The organism is Pseudomonas sp. GNP013 (genome assembly GCF_054343995.1).
Genome location: NZ_JBTGUT010000001.1, coordinates 4,182,842 through 4,201,575, shown reverse-complemented (window position 1 = coordinate 4,201,575; position 18,734 = coordinate 4,182,842). Strand labels below are relative to the sequence as shown.

The 18,734-nt window shown below is 60.3% G+C and carries 18 protein-coding genes; 15 read left to right on the top strand and 3 right to left on the bottom strand.

All coding sequences use genetic code 11. The features are described 5' to 3' along the window. Positions 1 to 16 precede the first annotated feature (16 nt). On the top strand, positions 17 to 1,741 hold the full coding sequence (locus ACXX81_RS18540) for an ABC transporter ATP-binding protein/permease (protein WP_209988563.1): 1,725 nt from the start codon (positions 17 to 19) through the stop codon (positions 1,739 to 1,741). Positions 1,742 to 1,938: 197 nt separating this feature from the next. Here ACXX81_RS18540 and ACXX81_RS18535 read toward each other — a convergent pair whose 3' ends face one another. Next, positions 1,939 to 2,376, bottom strand: a complete 438-nt coding sequence (locus tag ACXX81_RS18535) for a Z-ring associated ZapG family protein (RefSeq protein WP_004372274.1) — start codon at positions 2,374 to 2,376, stop codon at positions 1,939 to 1,941. 147 nt (positions 2,377 to 2,523) lie between these two features. On the opposite strand from ACXX81_RS18535, the gene ACXX81_RS18530 reads away from it, so the two are divergent. From ACXX81_RS18530 to zapE, 3 genes are all read left to right on the top strand, one after another. Further along, complete coding sequence (locus ACXX81_RS18530) at positions 2,524 to 3,153, top strand: alpha/beta hydrolase (protein ID WP_231422512.1); 630 nt, start codon at positions 2,524 to 2,526, stop codon at positions 3,151 to 3,153. Positions 3,154 to 3,177: 24 nt separating this feature from the next. Next, the gene (locus ACXX81_RS18525) at positions 3,178 to 4,530 is read left to right on the top strand and encodes a tryptophan--tRNA ligase (RefSeq protein ID WP_209988570.1); all 1,353 of its coding nucleotides are present in this window, start codon (positions 3,178 to 3,180) and stop codon (positions 4,528 to 4,530) included. 79 nt (positions 4,531 to 4,609) lie between these two features. Further along, positions 4,610 to 5,704 (top strand): cell division protein ZapE, encoded by a 1,095-nt coding sequence (gene zapE, locus ACXX81_RS18520; protein WP_322212649.1) that lies wholly within the window; start codon positions 4,610 to 4,612, stop codon positions 5,702 to 5,704. 137 nt (positions 5,705 to 5,841) lie between these two features. Here the strand turns inward: zapE and ACXX81_RS18515 are convergent, their stop codons facing one another. Next, complete coding sequence (locus ACXX81_RS18515; protein WP_209990659.1) at positions 5,842 to 6,762, bottom strand: GlxA family transcriptional regulator; 921 nt, start codon at positions 6,760 to 6,762, stop codon at positions 5,842 to 5,844. A 240-nt stretch (positions 6,763 to 7,002) separates the two neighbouring features. Then, the gene (locus ACXX81_RS18510; RefSeq protein WP_209988573.1) at positions 7,003 to 8,043 is read right to left on the bottom strand and encodes an NADP(H)-dependent aldo-keto reductase; all 1,041 of its coding nucleotides are present in this window, start codon (positions 8,041 to 8,043) and stop codon (positions 7,003 to 7,005) included. 249 nt (positions 8,044 to 8,292) lie between these two features. Between ACXX81_RS18510 and rplM the strand changes: the two genes are divergently transcribed. From rplM to ACXX81_RS18455, 11 genes are all read left to right on the top strand, one after another. Beyond that, positions 8,293 to 8,721: a 50S ribosomal protein L13 gene (gene rplM, locus ACXX81_RS18505; RefSeq protein ID WP_003171742.1), complete on the top strand. Its 429-nt coding sequence runs from the start codon at positions 8,293 to 8,295 to the stop codon at positions 8,719 to 8,721. Positions 8,722 to 8,735: 14 nt separating this feature from the next. Then, positions 8,736 to 9,128 carry a 30S ribosomal protein S9 gene (gene rpsI, locus ACXX81_RS18500; protein WP_003216038.1) on the top strand — a complete coding sequence of 131 codons (393 nt, stop codon included), beginning with the start codon at positions 8,736 to 8,738 and terminating at the stop codon, positions 9,126 to 9,128. 256 nt (positions 9,129 to 9,384) lie between these two features. Further along, positions 9,385 to 9,978, top strand: a complete 594-nt coding sequence (gene petA / locus ACXX81_RS18495) for a ubiquinol-cytochrome c reductase iron-sulfur subunit (protein ID WP_458572169.1) — start codon at positions 9,385 to 9,387, stop codon at positions 9,976 to 9,978. Continuing rightward, positions 9,978 to 11,192 carry a cytochrome b gene (locus ACXX81_RS18490; RefSeq protein WP_458572168.1) on the top strand — a complete coding sequence of 405 codons (1,215 nt, stop codon included), beginning with the start codon at positions 9,978 to 9,980 and terminating at the stop codon, positions 11,190 to 11,192. Before petA ends, ACXX81_RS18490 begins: the two co-directional genes overlap by 1 nt. Continuing rightward, the gene (locus ACXX81_RS18485; RefSeq protein ID WP_231422517.1) at positions 11,189 to 11,968 is read left to right on the top strand and encodes a cytochrome c1; all 780 of its coding nucleotides are present in this window, start codon (positions 11,189 to 11,191) and stop codon (positions 11,966 to 11,968) included. Before ACXX81_RS18490 ends, ACXX81_RS18485 begins: the two co-directional genes overlap by 4 nt. A 149-nt stretch (positions 11,969 to 12,117) precedes the next feature. After that, positions 12,118 to 12,735, top strand: coding sequence for a glutathione S-transferase N-terminal domain-containing protein (locus tag ACXX81_RS18480; RefSeq protein ID WP_032886246.1), 618 nt, complete (start codon positions 12,118 to 12,120; stop codon positions 12,733 to 12,735). A 17-nt stretch (positions 12,736 to 12,752) separates the two neighbouring features. After that, positions 12,753 to 13,172 (top strand): ClpXP protease specificity-enhancing factor, encoded by a 420-nt coding sequence (locus ACXX81_RS18475; protein ID WP_209988586.1) that lies wholly within the window; start codon positions 12,753 to 12,755, stop codon positions 13,170 to 13,172. Positions 13,173 to 13,330: 158 nt separating this feature from the next. Further along, a complete protein-coding gene (locus ACXX81_RS18470) occupies positions 13,331 to 14,080 on the top strand; it encodes a FadR/GntR family transcriptional regulator (protein WP_004372242.1) in 750 nt (249 codons plus the stop codon). A 690-nt stretch (positions 14,081 to 14,770) separates the two neighbouring features. Further along, positions 14,771 to 15,682: a 5-dehydro-4-deoxyglucarate dehydratase gene (gene kdgD / locus ACXX81_RS18465; protein ID WP_209988592.1), complete on the top strand. Its 912-nt coding sequence runs from the start codon at positions 14,771 to 14,773 to the stop codon at positions 15,680 to 15,682. 54 nt (positions 15,683 to 15,736) lie between these two features. Then, positions 15,737 to 17,182 (top strand): aldehyde dehydrogenase family protein, encoded by a 1,446-nt coding sequence (locus ACXX81_RS18460; RefSeq protein WP_458572167.1) that lies wholly within the window; start codon positions 15,737 to 15,739, stop codon positions 17,180 to 17,182. Positions 17,183 to 17,361: 179 nt separating this feature from the next. Next, positions 17,362 to 18,726 (top strand): MFS transporter, encoded by a 1,365-nt coding sequence (locus ACXX81_RS18455; RefSeq protein ID WP_209988598.1) that lies wholly within the window; start codon positions 17,362 to 17,364, stop codon positions 18,724 to 18,726. The last annotated feature ends 8 nt before the right edge of the window (positions 18,727 to 18,734 follow it).

The following is an 18,734-nucleotide window of genomic DNA, read 5'->3' as shown; positions in this document are numbered from 1 at the left end:
CTACAGAGCCTGAACGATGAACCAGAACGCAGAGTATTCCGCGGTCAATGACGCCGTGCATGGGCAATTCTTCCGTCGAACCTGGGCGATGATCACGCCGTATTGGCGCAGTGAGGAGAAGGGCAGGGCGTGGTTGTTGCTGGCGGCAGTGATCGCGCTGTCACTGTTCAGCGTGGCGATCTCCGTGTGGATCAACCACTGGTACAAGGATTTCTACAACGCACTGGAGAAGAAGGACACCGCCGCGTTCTGGCAACTGATCGGCTATTTTTGCGGGATCGCGACGGTGGCCATTCTCGGTGCGGTCTACCGCTTGTACCTGACGCAGATGCTGACCATCCGCTGGCGCGCCTGGCTGACCGAAAAACACTTCGCGCGCTGGCTGGCGCACAAGAATTATTACCAACTGGAGCAGGGCGGTTACACCGACAACCCCGACCAGCGGATTTCCGAAGACCTCAACAGCTTCACGTCCAACACCTTGAGCCTGGGTCTGGGACTGCTGCGCAACGTCGTCAGCCTGGTGTCGTTTTCCGTAATCCTGTGGGGCGTGTCGGGCAGCATTGAAGTGTTCGGTTTCACCATCCCCGGGTACATGTTCTGGTGTGCGCTGGTCTACGCCGGGGTCGGCAGCTGGTTGACCCACCTGATCGGGCGTCGCTTGATCGGCTTGAGCAACCAGCAGCAACGCTTCGAAGCCGACTTGCGTTTCTCCATGGTGCGGGTGCGCGAGAATGCCGAGAGCATCGCCCTGTACAACGGCGAGCCCAACGAGAACCAGCGCCTGAAGACGCGCTTCGGCAGGGTATGGCACAACTACTGGGACATCATGAAAGTGTCCAAGCGCCTGACCTTTTTTACCGCCGGTTATGAGCAGATCGCTATCGTGTTCGCGTTTATCGTGGCGGCCCCGCGTTACTTCGCCGGCAAGATCGAGCTGGGCGAGCTGATGCAGATCAACTCGGCGTTCGGCAACGTGCAGGGCAACTTCAGCTGGTTTATCAGTGCCTACACCGACCTCGCCGCCTGGCGCGCCACCAGCGACCGTTTGTTGAGCTTCCAGCAAGCCATGACCGAAAACGAGCAGCGTCCGGCCGCTATTGAGGTGAATGCCGAAGGCGAACGCTTGATGGTGCAGGGCCTGGGCATGAACCTGGCCGATGGCCGTCACTTGCTCACCGATGCGAACATGATTGTCGAGCCGGGCCAGCGCCTGATGCTCAGCGGTCGCTCCGGCAGCGGCAAGAGCACCCTGCTGCGTGCCATGGGCCGCTTGTGGCCGGCGGGTCACGGCAGTATTCGCCTGCCAGCGGCACGTTATCTGTTCCTGCCGCAAAAGCCTTACCTGCCGATCGGCACGTTGAAGGCGGTGTTGAGTTATCCACAGGACGACAGCGCCTACACGGCCGAACGTTATGCACAGGTGCTGGAAACCTGCCGCCTGCCGCAGCTGGTTGCGCGCCTGGACGAGGCCAACCATTGGCAGCGCATGCTTTCGCCCGGCGAGCAGCAGCGTCTGGCTTTTGCCCGCGCCTTGTTGTTCGCGCCGCAGTGGCTGTACATGGACGAGGCGACATCGGCCATGGATGAGGAGGATGAGGCCAGCCTGTATCAAGCCTTGATCGATGAGCTGCCGGGGCTGAGCATCGTCAGCGTCGGCCATCGCAGCAGCCTCAAGCGCTTCCATGGGCGGCATGTGCGGATCGAGGGTGGCTGGTTGCAGGAGCAACCCGTTTCCTGAACCTTGGCTGCGGTCAGGGTGGGAGGGGGCTTGCTCCCGATAGCGGGGTGTCAGTTACAGCTGAGCTGACTGATGCATTGCTATCGGGAGCGAGCCCCCTCCCACATTTGATTTTTGTTGTGTTGGAGAAGCGAGTCTCAAACAAAAAGCCCGGCTGATCATCGATCAGCCGGGCTTTTTGTCGTGCCTGAAAAGACTTACTTCTTCAAGCCGTAATGCTCATCCAGCATGCCGGGGGCGTTCGGCGTTTTTGGCGCGTAGTCCCGTGGTGGCTCCTGGTTTTCCCGGGGTGGGGTCAGGCGTTCCCGTGGCGCTTGCGGTGCATCGGAATGCAGCGCGGCCAGCAGACGCTGGCGGGTGATGTCATCCAGGGCCAGGCGGTTGGCGCCATCGGCCAGATGATCCTGTACATCCTGGTAGCTCTGGGTGAGTTTCTTGACCAGGGTCGCGGTGCTGTTGAAGTGGGTAACAACTTCGTTCTGATAACTGTCAAAACGTTCCTGAATGTCATCCAGCTGACGCTGCGTGCGGTTAGGCGCGGCATTCGGCAGCAGGCGAGCAACCAGGAATCCAATGGCGACACCGGCAACCAGGGCAAGAGTCGGCAACAACCAAACTAAGAGCGAGTGTTCCACGAGTCCTTCCTCTATAAACGGCTTTGCTTTACGTTAACGGCTCGGACCTGCGCTGTATACCGCGATTAAGCTCGCAATGATGCCATGCACAGACTTTTAGCTAGACGAGTCGACCCTTTGAGAGGTCACGGAGTTCATCTCTTGCTCATGCGTGAAACCCCCGTTTTGATCGATGGCCCGGTGGGCCAATTGGAAGCCCTGTACCTGGATCACCCCGAGCCACGCGGCCTGGCGCTGATCTGCCATCCCAACCCGGTGCAGGGCGGGACCATGCTCAATAAAGTCGTTTCGACCCTGCAACGCACTGCACGCGATGCCGGTTTGATTACGCTGCGTTTTAATTACCGTGGCGTCGGCGCCAGTGCTGGCACCCATGACATGGCCTCCGGTGAAGTCGACGATGCCGAAGCGGCCGCCACCTGGCTGCGGGAAAAACACCCTGACCTGCCGATCACCCTGCTCGGCTTTTCGTTCGGCGGTTATGTGGCCGCCAGCCTCGGCGGGCGCCTGGAAGCCAGGGGCGAACAACTCGCGCATTTGTTCATGGTCGCCGCTGCGGTGATGCGCCTACGCGATAACGATGTGCTGCCGTTGGGTTGCCCGCTGACCGTGATCCAGCCGGAAACCGACGAAGTGGTCGACCCGCAACTCGTCTACGACTGGTCCGCTGCCTTGAATCGCCCCCATGAGCTGCTGAAAGTGGCAGAATGCGGGCACTTTTTTCATGGCAAGCTCACCGATCTGAAGGATCTGGTGCTGCCGCGCCTCTCGAATTGACAGCAGTCTGATAAGCGATTACCCATGACGACTCGTACCCGTATCCTCACCGGCATTACCACCACCGGCACGCCGCACCTGGGCAACTACGCCGGTGCGATTCGCCCGGCGATCCTCGCCAGCCAGGACGCCAATGCCGACTCCTTCTATTTCCTGGCCGACTACCACGCCCTGATCAAGTGCGATGACCCGCAGCGCATCCAGCGCTCGCGCATGGAAATCGCCGCGACCTGGCTGGCCGGTGGCCTGGATGTGAACCGGGTGACGTTCTATCGCCAGTCCGACATCCCGGAAATCCCCGAGCTGACCTGGCTGCTGACCTGCGTGGCGGCCAAAGGCCTGCTCAACCGCGCCCACGCGTACAAGGCTTCGGTGGACAAGAACGTGGAGGCCGGCGAGGACCCGGATGCGGGCATCAGCATGGGTCTGTACAGCTACCCGGTGCTGATGGCAGCGGACATCCTGATGTTCAACGCGCACAAGGTGCCGGTCGGTCGCGACCAGATCCAGCACGTGGAGATGGCCCGGGATATCGGCCAGCGTTTCAACCACCTGTTCGGCAAGGGCAAGGAGTTTTTTACCATGCCCGAGGCGCTGATCGAAGAAAGCGTTGCCACCTTGCCGGGCCTGGATGGCCGCAAGATGTCCAAGAGCTACGACAACACCATCCCGTTGTTCACCAGCGCCAAGGACATGAAGGACGCGATCTCGCGCATCGTCACCGATTCCCGCGCACCGGGCGAAGCCAAGGATCCGGACAATTCACACCTGTTCACCCTGTACCAGGCGTTTGCCAGCAAGGCCGAGGAAGAACAGTTCCGCGCTGAGTTATTACAGGGCCTGGGCTGGGGCGAGGCGAAGAACCGCCTGTTCCAACTGCTCGACGGCCAGCTTGGCGAAGCCCGCGAGCGTTATCACACGTTGATGTCGCGCCCGTCGGACATGGAAGACCTGCTGCTGGTGGGCGCGAAGAAGGCCCGTGCCGTGGCCGCACCGTTTCTGGCTGAACTGCGCGAGGCCGTTGGCCTGCGTTCGTTCGTCGAGCAGGCTGCAGCACCGGTCGCCACGAAAAAGAAAGCCGCGAAAACCGCGCGTTTTGTAAGCTTCCGCGAAGACGACAGTTTCCGCTTTCGTCTCCTGGCCGCCGATGGCGAGCAGTTGCTGTTGTCGCGCAACTTCGCCGATGGCAAAGCGGCGGGCGCGGTAACCAAGCAATTGCACAGCGGCGACGCGCTGGACGTGCGCAATGAAGGCTTGGCCTTCAGCGTATGGCTGGACGGCAACCCGGTGGCCGACAGTGCCGAGTTCGCCGACGAAGCGTCACGCGATGCCGCCATCGCCGCCTTGCGCATTGCGTTGACCCCCCTCGAGGATTAACCCGACCAAGGGTTGATTGCCATTATTCAGGGCCGTCGTTACAGTGACGGCCCGTTTTTGTTGCCTTGCTAACGAAATTATGACGCCCCTAGAACGATATCAAGCTGATCTGAAACGCCCTGAATTCTTCCATGATGCGGCGCAGGAAAATGCCGTGCGTCATTTGCAGCGCCTGTACGACGACCTCGTCGCGGCTTCGCAGAACAAGCCCGGGATGCTCAGCAAGCTGTTTGGCAAGAAAGACCAGACGCCGGTCAAGGGCCTGTACTTCTGGGGCGGCGTCGGCCGGGGCAAGACTTACCTGGTGGACACCTTCTTCGAAGCGCTGCCGTTCAAGGAAAAGGTGCGCACGCACTTTCACCGCTTCATGAAGCGCGTGCACGAAGAGATGAAAACCCTGCCGGGCGAGAAAAACCCGCTGACCATCATTGCCAAGCGCTTTTCCGACGAAGCCAAGGTGATCTGCTTCGATGAATTCTTCGTCTCCGACATCACCGACGCGATGATCCTCGGCACCTTGATGGAAGAGTTGTTCAAGAACGGCGTGACCCTGGTCGCCACCTCGAACATCGTGCCCGACGGTTTGTACAAGGACGGCCTGCAGCGTGCACGCTTCCTGCCGGCCATTGCGCTGATCAAGCAGAACACCGAAATCGTCAACGTCGACAGCGGCGTCGACTACCGCCTGCGTCATCTCGAGCAAGCGGAGTTGTTCCACTTCCCGTTGAACGAAGCGGCCCACGAAAGCCTGAAGAAAAGCTTCCGCGCGCTGACGCCGGAATGCACCCAGGCGGTGGAAAACGACAAGCTGATGATCGAGAACCGCGAAATCATCGCCTTGCGTACCTGCGACGACGTGGCCTGGTTCGAATTCCGCCAACTGTGCGACGGCCCCCGCAGCCAGAACGACTACATCGAACTGGGCAAGATCTTCCACGCGGTGATCCTCAGCGGCGTGGAACAGATGAGTGTGACCACCGACGATATTGCGCGGCGGTTCATCAACATGGTCGATGAGTTCTACGACCGTAACGTCAAGCTGATCATCTCGGCGGAAGTCGAGCTCAAGGATCTCTACACCGGCGGTCGCCTTAATTTCGAGTTCCAGCGCACCCTGAGCCGTTTGCTCGAGATGCAGTCCCACGAGTTCCTGTCGCGCGGGCACAAGCCGTAAGCAGTTTCCAGAGCTGTGGAGTTTTAATGTGGGGGGGGCTTGCCCCCGATAGCGGTGAATCAGTCAGTGCATCATTGGCTGACAGACTGCTATCGGGAGCAAGCCCCCTCCCACATTGGTTTTGTGTCTATCCCCAATTAAGCCGCTTGCTGGAATTGCTGGCGGTATTGGTTCGGTGAAAGTTCGGTGTGCTGCCTGAACAACCGCGCGAAGAAGCTCGCATCGTCATACCCCACCTCATAGCTGATGGTCTTGATGCTCTTGCGGCTGCCCGAGAGCAGGCCCTTGGCCGTCTCGATTCGCAGGCGTTGCAGGTAGTGCAGCGGCTTGTCGCCGGTGGCGGTCTGGAAGCGGCGCATGAAGTTGCGAATGCTCATACCGTGTTCGCGGGCCACGTCTTCGAAGCGAAACTTGTCGGCGAAATGCTCTTCGAGCCAGTGCTGGATCTGCAGGATGATCACGTCCTGGTGCAGCTTCTGCCCGCCAAAGCCAATGCGTCCCGGCGAATAATTGCGCTGCACCTCATAGAGGATGTCGCGGGCCACGGCCTGGGCGATATTGGCGCCGCAGAAGCGTTCTATCAGGTAGATGTAGAGGTCGCAGGCCGAGGTGGTGCCGCCGGCGCAATACAGGTTGTCGGCGTCGGTCAGGTGCTTGTCCTGATTGAGGTGCACCTGGGGAAAGCGCTCGCTGAAGGCCGTGAAGAAGCGCCAGTAGGTGGTCGCCTCCTTGCCATCGAGCAGACCGGCTTCGGCCAGCCAGAACACCCCGGTGGCCTCGCCGCAGAGTACGGCGCCGCGTGCGTGTTGTTCGCGCAGCCACGGCAGCACTTGCGGGTAGCGGGTGCACAGGGTCTCGAAGTCGTCCCAGAAGGCCGGCAACACGATGATGTCGGCGTCTTCCAGGCCGCCGTCCACCGGCATGATCACATCGCTGAAGCTGCGCACCGGTTGGCCGTCGGGGCTGACCAGGCGGGTTTCGAAGCCCGGGGTCAGGCCCAGACCCTGCTGTTTGCCGTAGCGCAGGCTGGCGAGGTGAAAGAAATCCTTGGCTTGCATGAGCGTGGACGCGAACACCCGGTCAATGGCCAGGATGCTGACGCGCCGCAACGGCGTGGAGGCTTGGTTGGACATGATTTCATTTATTCTTATAGGGGAAAGTGGTCACCAGACGGCTGGATCGTCTTATTTTTCGTCGTGTGTGTCCAGTGCCCCGTGACGCCATCGAAAGCAGCTCCCCTGCGTGTTCACACATCAAGTGTGGAAGGGGCTTGCTCCCGATGGCGGTCTACTGATCAATCAGGGTGCAGGGTTAGGGTGCTCCTTCTGAATCGCCTCAATCCCTTCCAGCACTTCCTTCGACAGCGTCAGCCCGGCACTGGCAATGTTACTGTCCAGTTGTGCAAGGCTTGTGGCGCCAATGATATTGCTGGTCACGAACGGCTGTTGCGTGACGAACGCCAGGGCCATCTGCGCCGGGTCCAGGCCGTGTTCCCGTGCCAGCGCCACATAGCGGCTGCATGCCGCTTCCGACTGCGGGTTGAAATAGCGGCTGAAGCGGCTGTATTCCGTCAGCCGCGCCTTGGCCGGGCGCGCGCCGTTTTCATATTTGCCGCTGAGCATGCCGAACGCCAGCGGCGAGTAGGCCAGCAAGCCGCACTGTTCGCGAATCGCCACTTCCGCCAAGCCTACTTCAAAGCTGCGGTTGAGCAGGTTGTAGGGGTTCTGGATCGACACCGCGCGCGGCCAGCCGCGGGCTTCGGCCAGGGCCAGGAATTTCATGGTGCCCCATGGGGTTTCGTTGGACAGGCCGATGTGGCGGATCTTGCCGGCCTTGACCTGCTCGTCCAGCGCTTCGAGGGTTTCCTCCAGTGGGGTGATGTCCGGCTGATCCTCGTGCTGGTAGCTCAGCTTGCCGAAGAAGTTGGTGTTGCGCTCCGGCCAGTGCAGTTGATACAGATCGATCCAGTCGGTTTGCAGGCGCTTGAGGCTGGCGTCCAGCGCCTGGACGATGTGGGTGCGGTTGTGTTTGAGGTTACGGTCGCGGATATAGTCGATACCGTTGCCGGGGCCGGCGATCTTGCTGGCGAGGATCCAGTCGGCCCGGTCGCCGCGGCTTTTGAAGTAGTTGCCGATATACCGCTCGGTGGTGGCATAGGTGTCGGCCTTGGGCGGCACCGGGTACATTTCGGCGGTATCGAGGAAGTTGATCCCGGCCGCCTTGGCCCGCTCGATCTGTGCGAAAGCCTCTGCCTCGCTGTTCTGCTCACCCCAGGTCATGGTGCCCAGGGCTATCGCGCTCACGTTCAGATCCGTACGGCCCAGCTGTCGATAATCCATCGGGTACTCCTTGCAGGGAAAACAATCATAAAAGCAGGTTGAATTTTTTTTCGCAATCTGCATAATTGCCCACCTCTTTCTGCAGTGGAAGTGATGCGCCGTCTGCCGAAGAATCTTGCCGTTGAACGGACGCGCCGACCCGAGCCCCCGATAGCGTCTGTATCCGGCTGCCTTTGACTTGTCAAAGTACGCACTATTCAGTAAGATCCGCCGTCTAATTTACAGGGCGGCCCCTGAGGCTATTAAAGAATGACAACTTTTACTGCAAAACCGGAAACAGTTCAGCGCGACTGGTTTGTCGTCGACGCCGCTGGTCAGACCCTGGGTCGTCTGGCCACTGAAGTCGCCAGCCGTCTGCGTGGCAAGCACAAGCCTGAGTACACCCCTCACGTTGATACCGGTGACTACATCGTGATCATCAACGCTGAGCAGGTACGTGTTACCGGCAACAAAGCGCAAGACAAAATGTACTACCGTCACTCCGGTTTCCCAGGCGGTATCAAGTCTTCCAACTTTGAAGGCCTGATCTCCAAGAAGCCTGAAGCCCCGATCGAAATCGCGGTCAAAGGCATGCTGCCGAAGGGCCCACTGGGTCGCGATATGTTTCGCAAGCTGAAAGTCTATGCGGGCGCTGTACACCCTCATGCTGCTCAGCAGCCCCAAGAACTGAAGTTTTAACGGAATAGTTCATTATGTCGGCGACTCAAAATTACGGCACTGGCCGTCGCAAAACCGCAACCGCACGCGTTTTCCTGCGTCCGGGCACTGGTAACATCTCGATCAACAACCGCACTCTGGAAAATTTCTTCGGTCGCGAAACTGCCCGCATGGTAGTTCGTCAGCCGCTGGAACTGACCGAGACCGTTGAAAAGTTCGACATCTACGTCACCGTTATCGGTGGCGGTGTAAGTGGTCAGGCTGGCGCAATCCGCCACGGTATCACTCGCGCTCTGATGCAGTACGACGAAACCCTGCGTGGCGCTCTGCGCAAAGCTGGCTTCGTGACTCGCGATGCCCGTGAAGTTGAACGTAAGAAAGTCGGTCTGCGTAAAGCGCGTAAGCGTCCGCAGTACTCGAAGCGTTAATTCGCTTTACGTTCCACAAAAACGCCCAGTCTCCTCACGGAGCTGGGCGTTTTTTATTGCCCGGATTTTTCGTATTTTTTGCCGTGACAACATGCCGCGTCCTTATACTTCAAGGGCTGCCGGCTGGGCTCAGGGACATTCCCTATTCATCAGTCTGGCTTTTAACTACCATCCGACAACATTTTTACAGACAGACATTCAACACTGAGCAGGTGCCTGATTTAGCAGGCTATAGAGCCGATGGGGAGAGGACTGAATGAGCAATGACGGCGTGAATGCAGGCCGGCGCCGCTTCCTGGTAGCAGCCACCTCCGTGGTGGGCGCTGCAGGAGCGGTCGGTGCTGCGGTTCCGTTCGTGGGGTCATGGTTCCCCAGTGCCAAGGCGAAAGCTGCGGGCGCGCCGGTGAAGGTGAATGTCAGCAAGATCGAGCCAGGGCAGCAGATGATTGCCGAGTGGCGCGGCCAGCCGGTGTTCATTGTGCGCCGTACCGAGGAAATCCTGAGGAACCTGAAAACCCTGGACGGCCGGCTGTCTGACCCCACCTCCGAGCATTCCGACCAGCCCGCCTACGCCAGGAATGAAGTGCGTTCGATCAAGCCCGAGATTCTGCTGCTGGTTGGTCTGTGTACTCACCTGGGTTGCTCACCTTCCTTTCGCCCTGAAGTAGCACCGATCGACCTGGGCAAGGACTGGGTCGGCGGCTACTTCTGTCCGTGTCACGGTTCCCACTACGACCTCGCCGGGCGCGTCTACAAGTCCCAGCCTGCGCCGCTGAACCTGCCCGTGCCGCCGCATTCCTACGAAACGGACGACCTGATTGTCATTGGCCTCGACAAGGAGAATGGGTGATGAGCAAGTTCATGGACTGGATCGACGCGCGCTTCCCCGCCACCAAAATGTGGGAAGACCACCTCAGCAAGTATTACGCGCCGAAAAACTTCAACTTCTTTTACTTCTTCGGCTCCCTGGCGCTGCTGGTGCTGTTCAATCAGATCATCACCGGCGTCTGGCTGACGATGAGCTACACACCCACGGCTGAAGAGGCGTTCGCCTCCGTTGAAGGCATCATGCGTGACGTCAACCACGGAGCCATCATTCGCCTGCTGCATGCCGTGGGCGCTTCGATGTTCTTTATCGTCATCTACCTGCACATGTTCCGTGGCTTGCTCTACGGTTCCTACCAGAAGCCCCGCGAGCTGGTGTGGGTGTTTGGCATGCTGATCTACCTTGCGCTCATGGCCGAAGCCTTTATGGGTTACCTGCTGCCATGGGGGCAGATGTCGTACTGGGGCGCCCAGGTGATCATCTCGCTGTTCGGCGCGATCCCGGTGATTGGCAGCGACCTGGCCCAGTGGATCCGGGGCGACTACCTGGTCTCCGGCATCACCCTGAACCGTTTCTTCGCCCTGCACGTAGTGGCCCTGCCGATCGTGATCCTGGGTCTGGTGGTGCTGCACATTCTGGCGCTGCATGAAGTGGGGTCCAACAACCCGGATGGTGTGGACATCCAGCAGCACAAGGACGAGAACGGCATCCCGCTGGACGGTATTCCGTTTCACCCGTACTACACCGTGAAAGACCTTGTGGGCGTGGTGGTATTCCTGTTCGTGTTCTGCTTGATCGTGTTCTTTTTCCCGGAAATGGGTGGTTATTTCCTCGAGAAGCCCAACTTCGAGCCTGCCAACGCGTTCAAGACGCCTGAGCACATTGCTCCGGTGTGGTACTTCACGCCGTTCTACGCGATCCTGCGCGCCATCCCCGACAAACTCATGGGCGTGATTGCCATGGGCGCGGCCATCGCCGCGTTGTTCGTGCTGCCCTGGCTTGACCGCAGTGCAGTCAAGTCCATGCGCTACAAGGGCTGGCTGAGCAGGATCTGGCTGTGGCTGTTCTGCATTTCCTTCGTGACCCTGGGCGTGCTGGGGCTACTGGCGCCGACGCCTGGGCGCACGGTGCTGGCACAGGTCTGCACCTTTCTGTACTTCGCCTACTTCATGCTGATGCCGTTCTACACCCGGTTCGAGAAAACCAAACCGGTACCGGAAAGGGTGACGGGCCGATGAAAAAACTATTCGTGGCATTGATGGTGGCGGCGCTGCCGCTGCTGGCCTGCGCCACCGAGCAGGGCGCGCCGTTGGAGCACGTCGACATCGACGTGTCCGACAAGGCCGCCATGCAGGACGGCGCGCGCACCTTCGTCAACTATTGCATGGGCTGCCACAGCGCCAAGTACCAGCGCTATGAGCGCGTGGCCGACGACTTGGGCATCCCTCACGCGCTGATGCTGGAGAAGCTGGTGTTCACCGGCGCCAGGATCGGCGACCACATGGACATCGGCATGCAGCCTGCGGACGCCAAGGCCTGGTTTGGCGCGGCACCGCCCGACCTGACCCTGGTGGCCCGGGTTCGTGGCACCGATTGGCTGTACGGCTACCTCACGTCGTTCTACGAAGACACGGCCCGGCCATGGGGCGTGAACAACAAGGTCTCCCCGAATGTGGGCATGCCGAACGTTCTGGTCGGCCTGCAGGGTCGCCAGGTGTTAGGATGCACGCAGGTTCAGGTCGTTGAAGACGGCAAGAAGCACTATGATCCGTTGACCGGCACGCCGCTGACCCACCAAGCGTGTGATCAACTGACCATCGTGCCCAACACCGGTAAGCTGAGTGAAGCGCAGTTTGACGAGAAGGTCAGAAACCTGGTGACCTTCCTGGCCTACTCGGCCAACCCGGTCAAATTGCAGCACCAGCGCATCGGTACGTACGTCTTGCTTTACCTGGCTTTCTTCTTTGTATTCGCCTATCTGCTCAAACGTGAATACTGGAAGGATGTGCATTGATCCAACCGTGAGCAATTGCTGTTAATCTTGCGCGCCCAGCGGCTTCTCTGACTACACGGCGACCCGGTTGAACCGGGTGCTGCAGAGAATCCCCCTGGGCGCGCTCGTTTTTGAGCTTTCGATAATTTCAACAAGCGAGGAGGACCGCCATGGGCGTGACCAACCGGTTGGCCTGTTACTCCGACCCCGCCGACCACTATTCCCACCGAGTACGCATCGTGCTCGCAGAGAAGGGTGTCAGCGCCGAGATCATCAGTGTGGAAGCGGGTCGTCATCCGCCGAAGCTGATCGAAGTGAACCCTTACGGCAGCTTGCCCACCCTGGTCGATCGTGACCTGGCGTTGTGGGAGTCGACCGTGGTGATGGAATACCTGGATGAGCGTTACCCGCATCCGCCTTTGCTGCCGGTGTATCCGGTGGCGCGTGCCAACAGCCGCCTGCTGATTCATCGGATCCAGCGCGATTGGTGCGGGCTGGTGGATGTGATCCTCGATTCGCGCAGCAAAGAGGCCGCCCGTGTCGTGGCGCGCAAGGAATTGCGCGAGAGCCTGACAGGCGTTTCGCCGTTGTTCGCGGATAAACCTTTTTTCCTCAGCGAGGAACAAAGTTTGGTGGATTGCTGCCTATTACCCATACTCTGGCGCTTGCCGATTCTGGGCATTGAACTGCCACGGCCGGCCAAGCCGTTGCTTGATTACATGGAGCGCCAATTTGCGCGTGAGGCTTTCCAGGCGAGTCTGTCTGGTGTCGAACGCGACATGCGCTAAGGCCTAAGGAGCCGTTGATGAACTCCAGTCGACCCTATTTGGTCCGCGCGCTCTACGAGTGGATTGTGGACAATGATTGCACCCCGCACATGCTGGTCAATTCCGAATTCCCCAAGGTGGATGTGCCGCAGGGTTTTGCCAGTGACGGACAAATTGTGCTGAACGTATCACCCAGTGCCGTGCGCCACCTGCACATGGACAACGAAGCCGTGAGCTTCGAAGGGCGTTTCGGCGGTGTGCCGCATACGCTGTTCGTGCCGATTGGCGCCATCCTCGGCATCTACGCCCGGGAAAATGGCCAGGGCATGGTCTTCGATCTGGAATCGCCTTTCGAGGACGAGCCGTCCATCGAAGGCGAGGGCGGTAGTGATCTACCGCCGCCGGATTCGGAACCCCCGCGCCCCAGCGGCCGGCCGAGCTTGAAAGTGGTGAAGTAAAAGGTTTGTCCTTGCGGACGCACTGAATCAATGCCCCGGCGTGTGTCGGGGCATTTTTTTGCGCGCAGGATAGGGGTGAAAGTCGCGCCTGGACGGTGATCGTACAACCACCATGGGCTATGATGCGTGCTCAAGCTCACCGAGAAAGATGATTCATCATGGAAAACGCCAGCACCGCCCCTCGTCTTCCCCGCAAGCGCCGCAGCCTTGCCCAGGAATTGGTCACGGTGTTGTCCGAGCAGATCCGTGACGGCCAGCTCAAGCGCGGTGACAAGTTGCCCACCGAGTCGGCGATCATGGACGCCCATGGCGTCAGCCGCACGGTGGTGCGCGAAGCCATCTCGCGCCTGCAGGCGGCGGGGCAGGTGGAGACCCGCCACGGCATCGGCACGTTTGTGCTGGATACGCCAAGCCCCAGCGGCTTTCGCATTGACCCGGCCACCGTGGTGACCTTGCGTGACGTACTGGCGATCCTCGAGTTGCGTATCAGCCTGGAAGTGGAGTCGGCGGGCCTGGCAGCCTTGCGCCGTAGCGATGAGCAACTGGCGGCCATGCGCGCTGCCCTCGACGCGCTCAACGAGAGCGCCGCCCACGCCGGCGATGCGGTTGCCTCGGACTTTGCGTTTCACCTGGAAATCGCCCTGTCCACCGGCAACCGTTACTTCACCGACATCATGACCCACCTGGGTACCAGCATCATTCCGCGCACCCGCCTGAATTCGGCGCGTCTGGCCCATGACGACCAGCAGCATTACATGGTCCGCCTGAGCCGCGAACACGAAGAAATCTACGACGCCATCGCCCGCCAGGATTCGGACGCAGCACGCGCCGCGATGCGCCTGCACCTGACCAACAGCCGCGAACGCCTGCGCCATGCCCATGAAGAGGCAGAGGCGCAGCGCAACTGAAGCAGAGGTTGCATGCGGTCAAAATGTGGGAGCGGGCTTGCCTGCGATGGCGATTTTTCGGTGTGCATATCCGGTGCTGCGGTAAAGGCGACTTAGGGTTCCGCCCTTACGGCGGCTCACTTTTGAAAAGCGCAAAAGTAAGCAAAACGCTCTTGCCCCAACACTCGGCACCTCGCCCAGGCTCGGTGTGCCCGAACGCAGGCTTTGGAGCGTGGGCCGCCGCGATGGGCCATCCTTGGCCCAGCGCAGCTAACCCGGCGTCCTGCCGGGTTACCCACGCTCCAAAGCCTGCGTTCGGCCAGCGTGTTTGACGGGGCGCTTCCAGATCAAAAGCAAAAGCGCGGCGGCCTGAGAGCCGACCGGAATGGTTTGCGAACGCTGTACAAAATGTGGGAGGGGGCTTGCTCCCGATGGCGTCGGCCCAGCAAACATTGATGTTGAAGACCCACCGCTTTCGCGGGCAAGTCGAATCGTCGCACCGCCGCTCGCACAGGGGATCTGCGCTTAACTGACTGGCATCAGAGCAAGCCCCCTCCCTCATTGACTTCCATTGTCTGGAAAATCCCGCTGCACCCCCGTTGCGATGAATTGCAGTTGACGAATCCTTTTATAGTTGTACGATGACGTACGACATCATCACAACCAACAATAACCTTTCGACAGAAAGTCTTCGCCCAGGGTGTTCGAATAATGAATCCACAAGAACTGAAGTCCATCCTCTCCCACGGTCTGCTGTCTTTCCCGGTGACCGATTTCAACGCCCAGGGTGATTTCCACCAGGCGGGTTACATCAAGCGTCTCGAGTGGCTGGCCCCCTACGGCGCCACGGCCCTGTTCGCCGCCGGCGGCACCGGTGAGTTTTTTTCCCTGGCCGCCAGCGAATACTCCCAGGTGGTGAAAACCGCAGTCGATACCTGCGCCTCCAGCGTGCCGATTCTCGCCGGTGTGGGCGGTGCGACGCGCCAGGCCATCGAATACGCCCAGGAGGCCGAGCGCCTCGGTGCCAAAGGCCTGCTGCTGCTGCCGCATTACCTCACCGAAGCCAGCCAGGACGGGGTTGCCGCCCACGTTGAGGCCGTGTGCAAATCGGTCAAGATCGGCGTCGTGGTGTACAACCGCAACGTCTGCCGCCTGACTGCGCCGCTGCTGGAGCGCCTGGCCGAGCGCTGCCCGAACCTGATCGGCTACAAGGACGGCCTGGGTGACATCGAGTTGATGGTGTCGATCCGCCGTCGTCTGGGCGACCGTTTCAGCTACCTCGGCGGCCTGCCGACTGCAGAGGTTTACGCCGCTGCCTACAAGGCCCTGGGCGTGCCGGTGTACTCCTCGGCGGTGTTCAACTTCATCCCGAAAACCGCGATGGACTTCTACCACGCGATTGCCAAAGACGACCACGCCACCGTTGGCAAAATCATCGACGACTTCTTCCTGCCGTACCTTGATATTCGTAATCGCAAGGCCGGCTACGCCGTGAGCATCGTCAAGGCGGGTGCGAAGATCGCCGGCTACGACGCAGGCCCGGTGCGCACGCCGCTGACCGACCTGCTGCCGGAAGAATACGAGGCCCTGGCCGCGCTGATCGACAAGCAAGGCCCGCAATAACTTATCAACAAGGCCGCTGAGCAATCAGCGGCCTTTTGCGTCAGGAGAAGATTCGTGTCCCAAGCAAAGCGTTTTGAAAACTACATTAATGGCCAATGGGTAGCCGGTGCCGACTATTGCACCAACCTCAACCCGTCGGAGTTGTCCGATGTCATTGGTGAATACGCCAAGGCCGATCTCGCTCAGGTCAATGCGGCCATCGACGCCGCCCGCGCTGCGTTCCCGGCGTGGTCCACCTCCGGCATCCAGGCGCGCCATGATGCGCTGGATAAAGTCGGCAGCGAAATCCTCGCACGCCGTGAAGAACTCGGTACCCTGCTGGCCCGGGAAGAGGGCAAGACCCTGCCCGAGGCCATCGGTGAAGTGACCCGCGCCGGCAATATCTTCAAGTTCTTTGCCGGTGAATGCCTGCGCCTGTCCGGCGACTACGTGCCGTCGGTACGCCCGGGCGTCAACGTTGAAGTGACCCGCGAAGCCCTGGGCGTGGTTGGCCTGATCACCCCGTGGAATTTCCCGATTGCCATCCCCGCCTGGAAAATCGCCCCGGCCCTGGCCTACGGCAACTGCGTGGTGATCAAACCGGCTGAACTGGTACCCGGCTGCGCCTGGGCCCTGGCCGAGATCATCTCGCGCGCGGGCTTCCCTGCCGGTGTGTTCAACCTGGTGATGGGCAGCGGTCGCGTGGTCGGTGACGTGCTGGTCAACAGCCCGAAAGTCGATGGCATCAGCTTCACCGGCTCCGTGGGTGTCGGGCGCCAGATCGCCGTCAGTTGCGTGTCGCGCCAGGCCAAGGTGCAATTGGAAATGGGCGGCAAGAACCCGCAGATCATTCTCGATGACGCCGACCTCAAGCAGGCCGTCGAGCTGTCCGTGCAGAGCGCGTTTTACTCCACCGGCCAGCGCTGCACCGCATCGAGCCGCCTGATCGTCACCGCCGGTATTCACGACCAGTTCGTCGCGGCGATGGCCGAGCGCATGAAGTCGATCAAGGTCGGCCACGCTCTCAAAAGCGGCACCGACATCGGCCCGGTTGTGTCTCAGGCCCAACTGGACCAGGACCTGAAGTACATCGACATCGGCCAGAGCGAAGGTGCGCGGCTGGTGAGCGGTGGCGGTCTGGTGACCTGCGACACTGAAGGCTACTACCTGGCGCCGACGCTGTTTGCCGACAGCGAAGCCGCCATGCGCATCAGCCGTGAAGAAATCTTCGGCCCAGTCGCCAACGTGGTACGTGTGACGGACTACGAAGCGGCACTGGCGATGGCCAACGACACCGAGTTCGGTCTGTCGGCGGGCATTGCGACCACGTCCCTGAAGTACGCCAACCACTTCAAGCGCCACTCCCAGGCCGGGATGGTGATGGTCAACCTGCCAACTGCCGGCGTGGACTATCACGTGCCGTTCGGTGGCCGTAAAGGCTCATCCTATGGTTCACGCGAGCAGGGCCGCTATGCACAAGAGTTCTACACCGTGGTGAAGACCAGCTACATCGGTTCGTAATACGCAACACCTGTGGCGCCTGCCTGGTGTGGGAGCTGGCTTGCCTGCGATAGCATTACCGGAGTGTGCCTGACACACCGCGGTGCCTGTATCGCAGGCAAGCCAGCTCCCACATGAAGCGGTGCACGCAGCACAACTTGATTACCCGCAAAAAAAATAATTAGTGGGAGTACTTCTACATGCAAGCGACCAAGCCGACCCATGTCCGCTATTTGATCCTGCTCATGCTGTTCCTGGTGACCACGATCAACTACGCCGACCGGGCCACCATCGCCATCGCCGGCTCCAGCCTGCAAAAAGACCTCGGCATCGACGCGGTCACCCTCGGTTATATCTTCTCTGCATTCGGTTGGGCCTACGTGGCCGGGCAAATTCCCGGTGGCTGGTTGCTCGACCGGTTTGGCTCGAAGAAAGTCTATGCCTTGAGCATCTTCACCTGGTCGCTGTTCACGGTGCTGCAAGGCTATGTCGGTGAATTCGGTATCTCCACCGCCGTGGTCGCGCTGTTCATGCTGCGTTTCATGGTGGGCCTGGCCGAAGCGCCTTCGTTCCCCGGCAATGCCCGTATCGTGGCGGCGTGGTTTCCCACGGCCGAGCGCGGCACGGCCTCGGCGATCTTCAACTCGGCGCAGTACTTTGCCACGGTGTTATTCGCGCCGCTGATGGGCTGGATCGTCTACAGCTTCGGCTGGCAGCACGTGTTTATCGTGATGGGCGTGATCGGCATCGTCTTCTCGCTGGTCTGGCTGAAAGTGATCCACAGCCCGCGCCAGCACCCGATGATCAACGCCGCCGAGCTCGATTACATTGCGGCCAATGGCGCGATGGTCGACATGGATCAGGACAAGGGCAAAGGCAAGAAAACCGACGGTCCGAAGTGGGACTACATCCGCCAGTTGCTGACCAACCGCATGATGCTCGGCGTGTACCTGGGCCAGTACTGCATCAACGGCATCACCTACTTCTTCCTGACATGGTTTCCGGTGTACCTGGTGCAGGACCGTGGCATGACCATCCTCAAGGCCGGTTTCATCGCCTCGTTGCCGGCCATCTGCGGCTTTATCGGCGGTGTGCTGGGCGGGGTGATTTCCGACTACCTGCTGCGCAAGGGCCACTCGCTGACCTTTGCGCGCAAGGCGCCGATCATTGGCGGCCTGCTGATTTCCAGCAGCATCGTGGCCTGCAACTACGTGGATATCGAATGGATGGTGGTGGGCTTCATGGCCCTGGCCTTCTTCGGCAAAGGCGTTGGCGCACTGGGTTGGGCGGTGGTGTCCGACACCTCGCCCAAACAGATCGCCGGCCTCAGTGGCGGCTTGTTCAACACCTTCGGTAACCTGGCGTCGATCACCACGCCCATCGTGATCGGCTACATCATCAGCACCACCGGCTCGTTCAAATGGGCGCTGGTGTTCGTCGGTGCCAACGCACTGGTGGCGGTGTTCAGCTACCTGGTCATCGTCGGTCCGATCAAGCGTGTAGTCCTCAAAGAGCCCCCAAGCAAGGGGCCAGCGTTGACCAACCTAACCGAAGCGCATTCCTGAGAGGCCCC